The organism is Microbulbifer sp. A4B17 (assembly GCF_003076275.1).
Taxonomy (GTDB): domain Bacteria; phylum Pseudomonadota; class Gammaproteobacteria; order Pseudomonadales; family Cellvibrionaceae; genus Microbulbifer.
In genome coordinates, this window is the sequence record NZ_CP029064.1 from 2,032,889 (window position 1) to 2,049,004 (window position 16,116).

The following is a 16,116-nucleotide window of genomic DNA, read 5'->3' on the forward strand; positions in this document are numbered from 1 at the left end:
TAGTTGATGCATTTAAGGGAAGCGCTCCTTTTTTATTTTTGGTCGGAGTTGGAACGGATATAATAGTGGCATCTATGATGCTATTTTCACGCGCTGCTATATCACATCTCAGCAAGATGTTTTACGAGCTGTACGGCGCTTTAGATTGTATTCTTCTTCGATAAAAGTGAATTGGTACATGATCTTTCGTAGTCTTGCCGAATAGTTGAATACTACCAAAATGAGTCTGAATTAATTAGGGGAGCTAGGTTTTTTTTGTGATTTCGATCTTGTTGCGTTAAGTGGTTTGAGTGGTGTTAAAAGCATCTGCTGTGTGATAATGTGAGATTAAAACCATCTAACAGGAAGTCTTATGAAGTTTCTACGTTCTATTATTTTCCCTTTAATGTGGATTCCTATTTCTTCAATTGCCTATGAAGTGAAATTGGAATTTAATCAAGAGGTTGAAGATTACTGCCCCATTGTAAATCAGCATGTAAATTCTGCGGTTGAATCAGGCGGGGGTGTTATTGAATTTGGTCCAGGCCGGTTTCCAATTAAATGTTCTATTAGGTTGGACTCAAATATAGCTATTTTAGGCTCTGGTCGTGGTATTACAACTATTGATCTGCAAGACTCCGTGAATGCATTTATTTCTCGAGACTTTACAGATTTCTATAGTGGTGGGGGTGATTTAAAGGATGCTCCAAAGTACATTTCAGTTAAAGATCTGACCATTGAGGGAAACTACTTGAGTTCCAGTTGGAATTCATCAGATTCTGCTGTAGTTAATGATTCTGGCTCAGGGATTGTGCTATTTGGTTCGCTATATGAAATTGATGTTGAAATTAATAATATCCCAAATCATGCTTTGTTTTTAGCGGGCTTTGGCGAAAGGGGGACGAGTGATGTCCGCTCAATAGTGCGTTTGAACGGTAGAGTTTCAGGTGGTGCGGCTATTAATTTTAAAGGTCCTGGGGATATTGTTTTTGAAAATGTAATATATGGTCTTACTAATCTTGATCCGATTTCAGGTTTGACGGGTGAGGAGAGTTCGGCAGCATTTGTGATAAATGGTCTGGATCAATATGAAGGGAATGTTGAGTTAGGCTTTGTGCATGTTTACGCGAACTATTTCGGTCCAGGTATTCAAACTTTTGGTAATGTAAGGCTTGAAGGAACTCATATAGTTTCAGAGAGTAATGCGAGTGGGGTAAAATTGTCTGAGGATACCTATGGTTCCATTTCGCTCTTAAGTGTTAGAAATAATGGGCGTCATCATCCAAACTACTCTGGTAGTTATACTGCTGCCCCGGGATTGGTTATTGACTCTCAATATGGATTTTCTATTGGACAATATACTTGTTTCAGAACAGTAATTACAAATTATGATGATGGCTGGCCTTGCGCTCAAGTAAATGGAAACTATATCAAAATGGATATTTTAAGCAGAAATACCACCAGTCCAGAAACTGGCGAGCGCTATGAAGGGCATGGAGTTGTATTGAAGGGTGATAAGAACTACATCACTGGGCGCTTCCATAATATTCATGATGACTACAGCGCCATTATTGATAATGGAGAAGGGAATTACGTTAACGTTATAGAGTGATTTTGGCATCATATATGAGCTGCATAGGAAGGCGGTAGCTTAAGAGTATCGCTAATAAGAAATAGAGTAGGGTAACGATTTAGGTTGCCCTTTTTCGGAAACTCATATATTTAACTCATGGGTTTTAGATAGATGTTAGCAAAGTTACCGGCAATTATTTGTAAGGCTACCTCTTTCTGGTTGATAGATAGGTGAGATGAAGTACTAAAGGTTTATGCTAGAGCTTAGGAAAACCGTGGTTTTGGATAAAAGTAGAAAATAGTATCTAGATAATTGATGAAACCTGTCAGGGTGTTGCAGGAAGGAAGCATCGGCAGTTGCCTATGCTTATTTATTAAATTGTATCCAAGTTTGCTGTACTGCCTTTGCTGAACTCAGCAGGCCTCTAAAGTGACTTTCAAAATTCCGATTGAGATAAAACCAGCGCTTAGGTGAAGTGCCCTTTCGTTTGAGGATAGGGATCATATTATTTGACAATCAAACACCATCTTCTGACGCCCAAAACTCGATCACTCTAATCGAATAATTCCAGATAGTTATCTAGTTAAAGGGGAATCTATTTGGTGTATTCAAGCGTTCATCACCTACAAACAGTAATAAGCTTTCGGGCCGCTCCGATGACGCTGCTGCACGAGTACGTTATTGAATTAAAGTGTGGTCAGGCGATTCGGGTGTTTATGTGAAGACTTTGTCGATATACCGAGCAAGACTTTGAGTAAATACTTAACTTAAATTTTGACCGCGTTATCCTCTGAAATTTGGCTGTGGGGGCATCAGTTCGTAGCACTCAGAGATCGTTGAGAGAGCTTTTGGCAGTGTTCGTGGATGGGGAGCAAGAGCCGACTTCTCTGGCAGCGTCCTAGACGCCGCAGCTCTTTTAATCGGTGTCAGCCTGGACGAAAAGGGATAAGGCGGTTTAGCAACCAGCCGCTGACACCGGTAATCGCCACCGGTGCTTGTACCGCAGAGAAGCACAGGCACTCTTGATCTTCTGTGACCGTCGGGCGGTGCACGTCGCCGGGTTCCCGCAACAGAAAGTCCCCTGGACTATAAACTCCATCACTGTCAGAGAAGCTGCCGTACAGAACCAGGGTGAGTTCGTAGCCCCGGTGATCGTGCTCTGCAACTTTGCCGCCACAACTCAGGCGATGAAAGCTCACTTCATATTGATCCTGCCCGGTTTTTAGTCGACACATTTTTAGGGCGGGCGCGATAGTTTTCCATTTGATCGGGGGATTTTTTTCCAGCAGCTTGTGCACGACTGGCGGCGCATCCGCCAGCATGGGCTCTGTGGATTTGGATCTCTCGGGAGTCACCTGTTGCTCCGGTTCAGCTGCCTGATCAATACGTCCCATCAGCCGGTGGAAAGCCTTATCGTTTACGGCCTGTGGTGCACAGGACTCCAGAATGGAGCCACCCAGGGTGTTCATGGTTCGATATTGAGCGCGACACTCGGCACACATTTGTATATGGGCGGAAACGACCAGGCTGGCGCCTTTGGGCAGGCTGCCGGAAGCGTATTCAAGGAGTAAATTTTTATCGGGGTGGTGGCGAATCATACTAAACCTACTTGGCCAACCTCGCTTGTAACTTCTTTAGGGCCAGTCGCACGCGGGACTTTACCGTGCCCAATGGTAATTCCAGCTCCTTGGATATCTCACTGTGGGATTTGCCTTCCATATACGCCTTTTCCAGGACGTGGCTTTGTTCTGCCGGCAGGCTGTGCAGGCCTTCCGCAACTTCCTTTTCGTTGCGTCTTCTCTGTAGAAATATCAACGGTTGGTGTTCGGGGGTTTCATCCCAAACATCCATGGCTTCAATAATCTCGGCGTTTTGATGACGCCCGTTACGGCGCAACATGTCGATACGAGTGTTGCGCATAATGGTGAATATCCAGGTGCTGGCAGAAGCCTTACTGGCATCGAAGCTGGGGGCCTTGCGCCAGACTTTAAACAGGGTCTCCTGAACTAGCTCATCGGCGGCTTCAGCGCTAATTGCCTGGGTGGTGCGGCTGTGATGGAAACCCTTAATTAGTGGGGCAAAGTGGTGAAAGAGCTGCTCAAAGGACTGGCGATCACGCTCAGTACCGACTCGCGTAAGCAGGGCACTCCAGTCCTGGTCCTCTCTTTGTGGCAGTTTCACCGGGCCTATTTCACTTTTTGCTTGGGGGCTATGCGCCATGTTAACGGTCTTTCTGTCGTTGTCGATACTCACGCAATCAAGCATGTCTGGAAATTAGTGTTGAGACCTGTTGTGGTACATCCGTGTACCACGTTCTGCAACAGGCTCTCAGGGGGAGACTTCCCAGTTGTCTGATAACTACTTACGCAGAGAGGACATAACTGGATCACTCTGGCCTACCTTTTATTGAGCGGTGATCCACCCGATGGGGTGTGGCGTATTTATCTGCAGCTAAAACAGTAAGGAATCCGATGATGAGCGCGTTGATTGAGGAGCTAGAGGAGTACTACAAAGACTTCCTGATGCAGGAAACTGGCAGCCTTGGATCACTATATAGCGACGATGTCATTTTCTGTGACCCGTTGCATCGGATAGAGGGGTTGCCTGCTTTAAAGAGCTACTTTGCGGGAATGAGCAGGGGGCTCACTCAGTGTCGCTTCCAATTTGATGATCTGCCGGTGGTGGGCGAGGGCAGCGCCTGCCTTTCGTGGACCATGCACTACCGACACCAGTCCCTCAAAGGTGGGCGCCCATTAAAACTTCGTGGCTGCAGCCTGTTGCGCTATACCGATAAGATTCACTACCACGAGGACTTTTACGATATGGGGGCCATGGTTTATGAGCAGGTGCCAGTGCTGGGTTCCTGTATCAACTTTATCAAGTCCCGTATGGAGCGAAATTAAGTGTCCCAGGGGATTCGTGACAAAGTACTCTGGATTACTGGCGCCAGCTCGGGTATTGGGCGTGCGCTTACATTGCGCCTGGTGGAACAGAATAATTTTGTGATTGCCAGCAGTCGCAGGCTGGATGCGCTGACGGAGCTACAGAAAATAGCCCCCAGTCGCCTTAGGGTTTTAGACTGTGACCTTAGTGATGATGCGGTGATGCCGGGTGTTGCTCGGCGATTAGCGGGCTTCACAGATCACCTGGATATGGTGATTGCTTGCGCTGGTACCTGTGAATATGACGACGACCTTCAATTGGATGTCACAATGTACCGGCGGGTTTTTGATGGCAATTTCTTTGCCTTGGTGAATACCTTGAAATGCGCGCAGCCACTGTTAGCCGCAAGCCGGTCTCCGGTATTTGCCGCGCTCGGCAGTCTCTCGTCAGTGGTGCCTTTTCCCCGCGCCGAAGCGTATGGCAGTTCCAAAGCGGCGGTGGCCTATTTTCTGGAGTCGGTGCGCGCCGATACCAGCCTTACTCCACTTCGGGTGGTCCACATTCGCCCGGGGTTTGTTGACACCCGCCTTACCCAGCGCAATGACTTTGACATGCCTTTTTTAATGACTCCAGATCAGGCTGCTGAGCGCATTGAACAGGGGCTCTGTGGTGTTGGGCATACAGTCGATTTTCCTAAACGGCTCAGCTGGCCTCTGCGGTTTCTGGGGTTTTTCAGCTCAATCTGGTTCCGTTTTTGCGTACCTAAAATGACAAGAATCCGCACACTAAGGAAGAATTGATGCGAATCGCTATTGTTGGCAGCGGCATTGCCGGTCTTACTGCCGCTTATCTATTGAATCGAAAGTACGATATCACCCTGTTTGAAGCACAGGCGCGCCTGGGAGGGCATACCGCTACGGTTGATATTGACGAGGGGGGACGCCGGTTAGCAGTGGATACCGGCTTTATTGTTTACAACGACTGGACCTATCCGAATTTTATTCGCTTGCTTAAAGAGCTGGGAGTTCAATCCCAACCCACCTCCATGGGCTTTAGTGTGCGCTGCGATCAGGAGGGATTTGAATATGCGGGTAACAATCTCAACAGCCTGTTTGCACAGCGCTCAAATATCGTCAGCGCTGGGCACTGGCGTATGCTCTGGGACATTGTGCGCTTTAACCGTAATGCCCTCCGCGACTGGCAGGAGGGGAGGCTGAGCGAGACATTGACCTTGGGTGAGTATCTACCTGCGAACGGTTACTCCGCGGAATTCGCCAATCGCTATTTGGTACCTATGGGCTCTGCTATCTGGTCTGCCAGTGTGGCGCAAATGCTGGAGTTTTCTGTCAGTTTCTTTGTCCGCTTTTTTGTCAATCACGGCCTGCTCAACTTGGTGCGCCGCCCACAGTGGCGAGTGATTAAGGGTGGGTCGCGTGAATATATTGATCCGTTAATACAATCTTTCGCAAATAAAATTCGCTTATCTACACCCATTGAGGCCGTGCAGCGCTGTCGGGAAGGTGTGAATGTTCGCACTGCTGCAGGGGAAAATCTGGAGTTTGATGCCGTTGTTTTCGCTTGCCACTCCGATCAGGCCCTTCAATGTTTGACCGACCCCAGCGGCAGCGAGCAAAAAATCCTGGGGGCTATACCCTATGCAAAAAATGCCGTGGTCCTGCATACAGACAGGACCTTGTTACCGCGTCACCGTCGCAGTTGGTCGAGTTGGAATTACCAATTGCGCAGTGAACAGGATACGCTGCCTGTTTTGACATACAACATGAATATACTTCAGGGATTGAATACCGAGAAAACCTATTGTGTCACCCTGAATGCCGAAGAGCTTATCGATCCCAAGTCTGTGCTCGGTCGTTTTGAATACTCCCATCCCCAGTTCTCTGTGGCCGGAACACGAGCGCAACAGCAGTGGGATAGTATTAATGGTGTTAACCGCACCTGGTTCTGCGGTGCTTATTGGGCAAATGGATTTCATGAAGACGGTGTAACGAGTGCGTTGCGAGTGGCTCGGGGGTTGGGTGTTGACTGGTAAGGAGGCCGGTATCATGGAAAGTGCGATTTATACCGGGTGGTTGGAGCACCGGCGCTTTGCGCCCAGAGCTCATCAGTTTCGCTACCAGGTTTTTATGATGTACGTCGATCTGGCAGAGGTGGAAGCCATTTGTCAGCTCTCACCTTTTTGGTCCTCCCAACGGCGCGCACCTGCGAGATTTTGTCGCAGTGATTTTTTTGGCGATGAATCCCTCAGTCTTGATAAGGCGGTTCGACAGCGGGTGGAGGAGGAAGCGGGGGAGCAGCCTGCGGGACCTATTCGCTTGCTGGCCAATTGGCGCTACTTTGGCTACAACATGAATCCACTCAGTGTTTACTATTGTTTCGATGCTGAGGGCCAAAATGTGGATTGGTTGCTCCTGGACGTGCACAACACACCCTGGAAAGAGCGTCACAGCTATGTTTTGGACTGTCGTAATAATACCAAACTGCAAAAAGCGACCTTCGCAAAAACGTTTCATGTCTCGCCTTTTATGCCCATGGCCCAAGGGTATCGATGGAGGGGGACAAAACCTGGAGAAAAGCTGACAGCCTACCTGCAAAATTTTGATGCGAGTGCCGAGGATGCAGAAGATGGCACTCGCCCAATGTTTGATGCAACTCTCAGCTTACAGCGCTGCGAAATTAGCGGCCGATCGCTTAATTCAATATTGATCCAGTACCCCTTGATGACCGTAAAAGTTATAGCCGCCATTTATTGGCAGGCACTGAAATTATGGGTCAAGCGTATCCCGGTATTTTCGCACCCTCGCGACGACGCTGAGGTTCAGGCAGGAGATAAACAACTATGAGAGCAGTTCAGGAAGTTGATCAGGCTTCGTCGTCAAAATCAGAATTATCAGCACAGTCCTGGCTCGTTCGCCTGGCGCGCAAGCTGGTGTTGGAAAAACTCAAGGGTATTGATCGTGGCTACTTGTTAATTGAAGAGGGGGAGCAGTGTTACCACTTTGGTCAGAGACAAGAAGATGCAGAGATCTCGGCACATATTTGCGTACATGATCCATCCAGCTATATACAGGTGCTTTTAAACGGAACCATTGGTTCTGGAGAAGCCTTTATGCAGGGCGCCTGGACTTCAACCAATACCGTGGACCTGATTCGCCTGATGGTGGACAACATGGAATTGGTGGAAGGTATCGATAGTCGTTGGAGCTATTTACCCCGATTAGGCCTGCGCTGGTTACATCAGTTGAATGCGAATAACCGCAATGGCTCACGTAAGAATATTTCTGCACACTATGACCTGGGCAATGAATTTTTCCGGTTATTTTTGGACAGGACCATGCTGTATTCATCTGCGGTCTACCCGTCTGAAAACGCAACCCTGTTTGAAGCCTCTAATCACAAACTGGAACTGATCTGCCGAAAGCTAAAGTTAAAGCCCTCCGATCACCTCCTTGAGATTGGTACTGGGTGGGGGGGATGGCCATTCATGCTGCCAAGTACTATGGCTGTAAAGTAACAACCACTACTATTTCCCAAGAGCAATATGACTACGCTCGTCAATGGGTGAAGCATGAGGGTTTAGAGGATCAGATAACCCTGCTATTACAGGACTATCGGGACCTGAAAGGTAAGTACGATAAAATTGTATCGATTGAAATGGTGGAGGCAGTAGGGCACGAATTTCACAAGACCTTCTTCGCTGGTTGTAGCGAATTACTCAAAGAAGATGGCTTGATGGTGATGCAGGCAATCACCATTCGCGACCAGCGCTACCACGAGTATCGTAAAGAGGTCGATTTTATTCAGCGATATATCTTCCCAGGTGGCTGCCTGCCGTCTAATCAGGTTATCGCGGACCATATTGCCAATTCAACAGATATGCAGATTGTTGGGCTCGAAGACATCACCGCCCACTACGCCCGTACATTAAGTGACTGGCGCAAAGCATTTTTTGAGCGAATTTCCAAAGTGCGTGAGTTAGGTTTTGATGAGCGATTTATCCGTATGTGGGAATTCTATTTATGCTATTGCGAAGGGGGATTTTTGCAGCGAGTGATTGGTACTGCCCAATTTGTGTTCGCTAAACCTCGGTTTCTGGGCAGGTTCTAAACTTCTCAAGTTAATCTTGTGAAGTGTTTGTCTTTCAGAATGGCTCAGGATCAAGGCGTGATTTCAGGGAGTTGTTCAAACCTTTTAAGAGTTTGCAACCCAAGGATATTACGGAATCAACCAGGGGCTCTCCTGCATGTGGCGTTTTGTCGCTAATGCCTTACTTTTCGATATCGCCTGGCCACTGTGCGTCATAGTGGCCAAGGTGTGGTTGGTGGTTCCCTTTACTCTGTTGAATCTATTTATACATTTGCGCTATATCGCCAATTTGCCCAGGGAACCGCTTTGGTTAGCGGGGGTGTTTATCTTTGGTGTGTCTATAGACTCTATCTTGTTTCATTTGGGGGTGATGCGAAATGACAGCGGCTCCTCCTGGCCTCCCTTATGGCTGATCTGCCTGTGGTTGAACTTTGCCATGACCTTACGATACAGTTTGGTCTTCTTACAGAAAAATCTATGGTTGGCGGTCATCCTGGGTGGTTTTTTTGGGCCATTCAGTTACTTTACTGGTGCATTCCTAAATGGCACTGTGGAATTGCACAGACCCCTGTGGCAATCCCTGGGAACACTAAGTGTAATCTGGGCCTGCATCCTGCCGTTGTTTGCCTATTTGGCAAGAAGGATTTGTCAAAAAGAGGCGAGCAATGCTTGAATTTATTGCGATGTCGGCTATTGCCGGAACTAACTGTCATTACCAAGGGCCTTACCTGGTAAAAGGGCTGGCTTATGATCCTGTCGATCGACAGCTTCAATATTGTGAATATTACACTTCAAAAGAGAATGACGAGATAATCGTTTTCTACTATTCGCCGGAAGGTGATTTAATAGCAGAGAAAACCCTGCAGGAGCGAGATGGCGCTGCAGCCAGTCGCAGTGCTTTGCCCAATGTTACTCAGGTTGATCGAAGGCATGGAGAAGTGCGAGAAGTTCTTTGGCAGGACAGTCAGTGGAAGATGCGCTACCGAGCCAATGAGGATAAAGACTGGAAAGTAAGTTTGCGAGATGCTCGAAGTATCGATGTTATCGATGCGGGCTTCGATACATACGTGCGTGACCACTGGGGCTCCCTGGCTTCAGGGGAAACCCTCAACTTTAACTTCGCCTCCCCAATGCATGGCCGGTCGATAAAGTTGCGAGCTCGGATGGTTTCCTGTAACCGGGAGGCCAGTGAAGATACCTGTATAAGGGTAGATGTTGCCCAGCCTCTTATTCGTCTATTCGTAAAAGATCTAAATCTCACTTACGATACTGCTAGTCGCCGATTAAAGAGTTTTAAGGGCATAGTGAATATCCTTGACTCCCAGGCGAACTCACAACAGCTGGAAGTGTTCTATCAGTATTCAATGCCGCCCAGTGGCACCTTGCCGGCCCATCCATAGATCAACGATACAGCCTTACTGACTGCTACAACACTATTTACGCCTATCAGACTCATTGTCTAACGGGTCATTCTTTTTTAGGCGCCTGACTGGCGCCAAGTTCAACCGCCAGCTAAACCTAAAGAAGAAAAGCGTGACAAGCTCACTATCCTGTGGCGAAAGCGATATGGGGTGATTGATGAAGACTGCTATTTCTGCAACTGCTGGAGTCATGATGGCACTGCTCTATGGTTGCGCTGCTCAGCCAGAGCAGGTTCCCGGTGCCGGTGGAATCGTTATCGATACCTGGGGCGTTAATATGAATCAGTATCAAGCGGACCTTGCAGAATGCAAGGGAATCGCTTACTCAACATACAGTGACCAAGGGCGCAGAACGGCTGCCGGTGCAGCTGGTGGAGCTGTAGTTGGTGGCGCACTCGGTGCGATAGTCGGTGATAGTGGACGTGCCGCAGTAGCTGGAGCCGGTGCCGGCGCACTTGTCGGAGGCTTATCAGGTGCGGGTAGCGCTAGCTCAGAGGCGACCTACATCATTAAGAATTGCCTGATTGGTCGCGGATATCGAGTGTTGAATTGATCTTCTGCATAAAACTGCTGTCCAATTTCTCATCAGTCCTCTGCTATTCAGCAACCTCACAGGACTTGGCACTGGCCGGGGGAAGTACCCCCGGCCTTTTTTCTATTTTACAGTTTTAACTCCAACATTTTACTTTTTAATGACTGGTTGCTTAAGTTGTTGTGCTAAATAGCAGGGCCATTAGTAAATCAAAAACAAAATTGTGAAAATGCAGCGGAGCCATTAACTGAATGGCGTCTAAACTTTTAAGGCCATTTTAGATTTCCTGTTTTTAGGAGCCTGCTATGTCCACTGCATCAACTATTAATGCCCATGCAGTTTTAGAAGCCGGTGGTCCTTTTAAAAATTATCAAATAGAAGCGGGAGAGCTAGGTGCTACAGAAGTTGAATTGGAAATTATGTACTGTGGTATTTGCCATAGTGACTTGAGTATGATTGAAGACGAGTGGGGGATAGGAAAATATCCAATGGTTGCTGGACACGAAGTCATTGGTCGTGTCACTGCGATGGGAGAGCAGGTCAATCATTTTAAAAAAGGCACTGTTGTCGGTTTAGGTTGGAATTCTGGTTACTGTGAAACGTGTCATACTTGTCGAATTGGTGATCTCAACCTGTGTAGAGAGGCACAATACACTATCCTGACTAATGGAGGCTTTGCCGATAAAGCCAGGGCTGATATGAGTGGCCTGGTTGTTATCCCTGACGGTGTGGATTATGCATCGGCCGGCCCCCTTTTATGTGCGGGTATTACCGTATTTAATCCACTGATTCAATTTGATATTAAGCCCACTGACAAAGTCGCAGTGATTGGTATTGGAGGCCTTGGCCATCTGGCTTTGAAGTTTTTCAATGCCTGGGGGTGTGAGGTTACCGCGTTTACGTCCAGTGAGGAAAAACGCAAAGAAGCCTTAGCTCTGGGTGCTCATAAAACACTGAACTCCCGTAATCCAGAAGAGATTCAAGTGGCAGCAATGAGCTTTGATTTTATTCTGTCAACGGTCAACGTCACTCTTGATTGGGATTTATATATCCAGTCCCTAAAACCCAAGGGGCGCTTACACTTTGTTGGAGCTGTAACTAACCCAATACAATTTACTCTATTTCCCTTGTTATTTGGACAGCGCTCAATTTCAGCATCTCCTGTCGGCAGTCCCGGCACTATCGAAACCATGCTTGAGTTTGTAGCGCACCATAAGATTAAACCTGAGATAGAGATTTTCCCAATGAGCCAGATAGAAGCGGCATTTGAGCATTTAAAATCTGGTAAGGCTAAGTACCGGATTGTTTTATCGCAGGAGGGGTAGAGTACTGTTGTGTTCAGATCACGATGTCAAAGAAAAGAGCGTCCAAAGCCCTATTGTTTTAAATCCTAAGCAAGTATCCACAAATCTAGATAGAAATAGATACAAGTAACAATAATAATCCAATTGCTAGGGAGCAGCGCCCATAAAAAACATAGCGGCAACAAGTGCGAGTTAAAAAGGAGTCTTCCAGCCTTAAATATTCTTTTTCTCTAATAAACTTATCAAAAAATTTGTGTTTCTTGATCTCGTTGATGTCAAAGGACTCAGACATGAGAAGTTGCTTGTACATGCCCTCGTGTTCAAATTTCAGGTGTTTTTTTACTGATGCTCTATATAAAAAAGTTTTCGCAGCAAAAAATAGAAATAAGATCGTGAGGGATACTAGTAAAGCAGCTTCGTACATAATTGGCACTATTTGATCTTGTAGATGTTAGATCATGAGTAGAAGATATCATCTTTAAGCGATTTTAGACAAGTTTGTATACCTTTAAGTTTCTGTTGAGCGATACTAGAAGCCATTAGCTGCAGGTAACCTTAGCCTCCCATACTGGAGGCTTAACTCTAATATATATACATTTACTGTCCAGCAGTTGTGGCTAGACTGTTTAATCATCAAAAAAAGATGACAAATGTCATATAGATTTGATGACAGAAATGACTTACCCAGATCTCACTATTGCCTGATATTACATATAAATATTATTTCTGCACCGATGTTGCGGTGTTTGTGGAGGCTTACATTGATCAAGACAGTTTCATTTATAGTTGGCGCGATAGTATTCCTTCTGGTGCTATCTTGTACTATTTGGGTCCTTACAACGCCCCCGCTACCCAAAGATGTCCAGAAAAAGCTAAACCTGAGCCTTGAAAAACCGCTACCTGAACTGATCTCAGGCCAGAGCGGATATGTTCGCTCAGGAAGCCTTAAAATTTGGTATCAGCTTAAAAGCCCAGAGGGGATACCTGTTCGTGGCACGGTGTTACTGATAAACGGTATGGGGTCTTCTTCTTTGTATTGGCCATCTGAAGTCTATGAGCCACTCTTAGCTGCTGGCTATCAGGTACTACTCACAGATCACCGTGGCTGCGGTGCCTCGAGTTGGGTTACCAACTGGACTAAGGAGACTGCTTACGACCTTTCCGACATGATGCGCGATAACCTTGCGGTTATGGACTCCCTGGGGATTAACCAAGTTCATGTTATGGGTGCCTCAATGGGAGGAATGATTGCGCAAGAAATGGCCCTGCAATACCCCCATCGCTTGAAAAGCCTTACCTCAATCATGTCCTCAGGTTTTCTCGAAGACCCCGAGTTACCCCAGGGAAAAACCTTCAGATACAATATGCTTCGGCTATTTCTTCGCTATGGACTCAGTGGCTCCGATGAGGGTATGGCTAAGTTGATGGTAAGTACTTATCACAGCCTTCAGGGGCAGGGAGGCTTTGATGTTGAACATATTGCACACACCACTCTCTACGAACTACGTCATAGGCAAGGATTTGATCATAATCTGCCAGTTCAGCAATTTACAGCAATCTCTCTTTCTGGCTCGCGATTAGAGCGATTGGAGGGCTTAGAGGTCCCCACCATGGTTATCCACGGTGACAGAGATCCCCTGTTAAATATTGCTCAAGCCAAAAAGTATGCAGCTCGCATTCCTGGTGCTAAAACATTGTGGGTAGAAGGTATGGGCCATGCCATGGCACCTGTATATGTGAAAGAATGGATGGAGCATGAAGTACAATTTTTAGAAGCTAATAACTAATGCCGGCATATCACTATTTACACTAAATGGGCTTACAAAAAGAAAAGGCCTCAGGATTACTGAGGCCTTTTTGTTAAAAGCTGGTAGTCGAAGTTTCTACCAGTTAATATTTTTGGTTGGTAGTGCTTAACTTAACGCCAAACACCCCATTGTCCAGTTGTACCTGGCTCCTCGCCCCTTGTCCACCATCCGGCAGTCCATGTTTCACCATTGTGGCTAACGATATCACCTGCGGTGTAGATTTCGTTGCTATCCCAAGCTTGAATACTGGGATCTGTGGGATCTGTGGGATCTGTGGGATCTGTGGGATCTGTGGGATCTGTGGGATCTGTGGGATCTGTGGGATCTGTGGGATCTGTGGGATCTGTGGTAGTTGATGGTTCAACAGTAAAAGAGTAGATCTCGTCATCAACAGCAGAGTCACTGCTTACGGTTAACTTGAAACTTAACTCATGCTGTTCATTTGTTAAGCTTGACGTGTCGATAACCAGTGCACCACTGGGCCCGGTTGCGGTTTCAACAGAGCTTCCACTTACCTGTGACCATTCCGTATTATTAATGTTTCCGGCGCTTTCTCCCGGTGAAAGTACCACTAAATCCCCGTGTGCTACTTTAGCTATATCAAGCGGTTTTAAAACCTTAGGTGTGATAGTAGCGATTAATTCACTTCCATTGCTTGTAATAGTGAATTGACCGGAGGCACGTGAGTCTTTGGAGTTGAAGTAGTTGCCATGTAAATCACCCTGGAAGTACATGTAATGGTTCATTTCTTCATGCCAGCGACCAATAAAAACATTTCCATTGTGGTTTGATTGGTACCAGCCAGTGACTTGAGAAGCTAAAAGCCTGTCCCAGTCATTCTTATTGTCCTCGGTAATTGCCAGCGAAAATGATGAGTGTTCCTCACCATTTTTATTGAATACCGTATAATTGACGGTGTCACCAACATTAATTGAGTCTATACTCACGTCTTCTGGAATAAAGGTGTTGCCCTGAATAAGGTATGGCTGTGTGGTGCCGGGATCAGGCTCTGTAGGCGGTTCAACATCAGTATTTACAATAGTGATATCACTACAGTTGTAGAAGCCCTCACCAACTGGGTCCACTCGCTGCCAACGTACAAATAAAATTGCATTACCTACCCTGTCTTCTGGAATGGTGACATTCATGCGATATTGACCATTGACGACAGGTACGTCCCCCTCCTCCTGGATAAGCTCAAGGTCATCCCATGCCAGTGGTTGTGACAGGTCTGCATCCGCTTTCGTAAGGTAAAACTCCCAAAAAGATGGGTTGTGTGGCGCTGTTGCCTGGAATACGTATTCGAATGTTCCAGCATTAACTTCTACACGGGTCCAGGCATCAGTTGCTGCTCCCATCCCTTTTTTCTGCTGATCATTTGCATAGCATAGAGTTCCATCGGGAATGGCACTTTTTACAGCGGCAGAATTATTGTAGTCAGGGATGTTAATCGAGAATTCGCTGTGTTGTTGGAAAGGATAAGATCCAGAAATGGATTTTGCCAGGGCACAGCCTGGATTGGATGGTGTTCCAGACCAGATATTGCCTTGATCATAGCAAATTTTTTGCCTGGCTTTTGGAAATTCAGACCAGCCGTGAGCGTGTACTTGTAAGCTGAAAGGTATCAGCAACATTGTCGCAAGCGCGCTTTTTTTTCTTAAAAGCATAAGGTTACTCCTGGTTTAAATTATTCTTGTCGATTTATTTAGAACGACTGGAATATTAAGTTCAATTTCCTGGTGAATACTGTGAAATAAGTTGGTGTTTGAGAATGCCGGCCATTCTTTCCTTGTCACCAGGATCAAAAAATGCAGTTAGTAAATAAATAATTACCCGTTAAAAATTGCTAATAAGACAGACCTTTCACGTGGACATGGGTTCCATGCCATACATGAATTAACATGTTTTAGTAAAATTTACGTTTCCATTAATCAATAGTTGCTTGAGCAGTGGGTAAAAAAAATGAAGTCATTTTTGGTGTTTTGTGACAATGTAATGACTGTCAAAGAAAATAAAGCATGAAGGGCGGTATAAAAGCTTGAAGTTTATGTGCTAAATACAGAGGGTACGGGTTAATGAAAACGCAAAATACATACCAGCCTTATGAGTTTGCCTAACTTGTATTGGAGCAGGAAGGTTTTCTTGGGGGCTGAAAAACCGCATTGTTGGGGGGAGGTTTGTCTTATAGCAGTATAGACTATTGCAAAGTAAATTTATTGCACTTTCGATGGTCTAGTCTCTATCTATTCTTTAAGTGAATGTTAATTTATTTGGGTGGAGCTGATAGGGGGTTAGACGAGAATAGGGGGAGTGACTATGACAAACCAATAATTGAGAAGCTTCGGCCTTCAATTATGTAGCGGGCAAAAATTGTACTGTAATTATTTTTTCAATCTATTTGCTTGTTGTATCAGATAAATCGGTAAGTAAGCAAATGCTTTTGATGTTGTAGGCATCAATAGATTCAGGTGCTAGAACTGGTTTGCACATGTCTTTGTACTTATTTTATAGG

The 16,116-nt window shown here is 46.1% G+C and carries 13 protein-coding genes and 1 pseudogene; 11 read left to right on the top strand and 3 right to left on the bottom strand.

All coding sequences use genetic code 11. The annotated features are described in order from the left end of the window. Positions 1 to 352 precede the first annotated feature (352 nt). Positions 353 to 1,591: a hypothetical protein gene (locus BTJ40_RS09215; protein WP_108732810.1), complete on the top strand. Its 1,239-nt coding sequence runs from the start codon at positions 353 to 355 to the stop codon at positions 1,589 to 1,591. Between the two features lie 887 nt (positions 1,592 to 2,478). On the opposite strand, the gene BTJ40_RS09220 is transcribed toward BTJ40_RS09215, so the two are convergent. After that, a complete protein-coding gene (locus BTJ40_RS09220; RefSeq protein WP_108732811.1) occupies positions 2,479 to 3,150 on the bottom strand; it encodes a ChrR family anti-sigma-E factor in 672 nt (223 codons plus the stop codon). A gap of 7 nt (positions 3,151 to 3,157) precedes the next feature. Further along, complete coding sequence (locus BTJ40_RS09225; RefSeq protein WP_108732812.1) at positions 3,158 to 3,772, bottom strand: sigma-70 family RNA polymerase sigma factor; 615 nt, start codon at positions 3,770 to 3,772, stop codon at positions 3,158 to 3,160. A 254-nt stretch (positions 3,773 to 4,026) separates the two neighbouring features. On the opposite strand from BTJ40_RS09225, the gene BTJ40_RS09230 reads away from it, so the two are divergent. From BTJ40_RS09230 to BTJ40_RS09280, 10 genes and pseudogenes are all read left to right on the top strand, one after another. Beyond that, positions 4,027 to 4,455, top strand: a complete 429-nt coding sequence (locus tag BTJ40_RS09230; RefSeq protein ID WP_157953980.1) for a nuclear transport factor 2 family protein — start codon at positions 4,027 to 4,029, stop codon at positions 4,453 to 4,455. Next, positions 4,456 to 5,235 carry an SDR family oxidoreductase gene (locus BTJ40_RS09235; RefSeq protein ID WP_108732814.1) on the top strand — a complete coding sequence of 260 codons (780 nt, stop codon included), beginning with the start codon at positions 4,456 to 4,458 and terminating at the stop codon, positions 5,233 to 5,235. Continuing rightward, a complete protein-coding gene (locus BTJ40_RS09240; protein ID WP_108732815.1) occupies positions 5,235 to 6,485 on the top strand; it encodes an NAD(P)/FAD-dependent oxidoreductase in 1,251 nt (416 codons plus the stop codon). The genes BTJ40_RS09235 and BTJ40_RS09240 overlap by 1 nt, the downstream gene beginning before the upstream one ends. Before the next feature lie 13 nt (positions 6,486 to 6,498). After that, positions 6,499 to 7,296 (top strand): DUF1365 domain-containing protein, encoded by a 798-nt coding sequence (locus tag BTJ40_RS09245; RefSeq protein ID WP_108732816.1) that lies wholly within the window; start codon positions 6,499 to 6,501, stop codon positions 7,294 to 7,296. Between the two features lie 326 nt (positions 7,297 to 7,622). Further along, positions 7,623 to 8,560: pseudogene (locus tag BTJ40_RS09250) on the top strand (class I SAM-dependent methyltransferase). Between the two features lie 136 nt (positions 8,561 to 8,696). Then, a complete protein-coding gene (locus BTJ40_RS09255) occupies positions 8,697 to 9,212 on the top strand; it encodes a DUF2878 domain-containing protein (RefSeq protein ID WP_108732817.1) in 516 nt (171 codons plus the stop codon). Continuing rightward, positions 9,205 to 9,939, top strand: a complete 735-nt coding sequence (locus BTJ40_RS09260; RefSeq protein ID WP_108732818.1) for a hypothetical protein — start codon at positions 9,205 to 9,207, stop codon at positions 9,937 to 9,939. Before BTJ40_RS09255 ends, BTJ40_RS09260 begins: the two co-directional genes overlap by 8 nt. Before the next feature lie 178 nt (positions 9,940 to 10,117). Further along, positions 10,118 to 10,513 carry a glycine zipper family protein gene (locus BTJ40_RS09265; protein WP_108732819.1) on the top strand — a complete coding sequence of 132 codons (396 nt, stop codon included), beginning with the start codon at positions 10,118 to 10,120 and terminating at the stop codon, positions 10,511 to 10,513. 284 nt (positions 10,514 to 10,797) lie between these two features. Beyond that, positions 10,798 to 11,817 carry an NAD(P)-dependent alcohol dehydrogenase gene (locus BTJ40_RS09270; protein WP_108732820.1) on the top strand — a complete coding sequence of 340 codons (1,020 nt, stop codon included), beginning with the start codon at positions 10,798 to 10,800 and terminating at the stop codon, positions 11,815 to 11,817. A gap of 740 nt (positions 11,818 to 12,557) precedes the next feature. Next, entirely contained in the window at positions 12,558 to 13,583 is a 1,026-nt protein-coding gene (locus BTJ40_RS09280; protein WP_157953981.1) for an alpha/beta fold hydrolase, read from the top strand. Between the two features lie 131 nt (positions 13,584 to 13,714). Here BTJ40_RS09280 and BTJ40_RS09285 read toward each other — a convergent pair whose 3' ends face one another. Continuing rightward, complete coding sequence (locus BTJ40_RS09285; protein WP_238152176.1) at positions 13,715 to 15,271, bottom strand: lytic polysaccharide monooxygenase; 1,557 nt, start codon at positions 15,269 to 15,271, stop codon at positions 13,715 to 13,717. Positions 15,272 to 16,116: the final 845 nt, after the last annotated feature.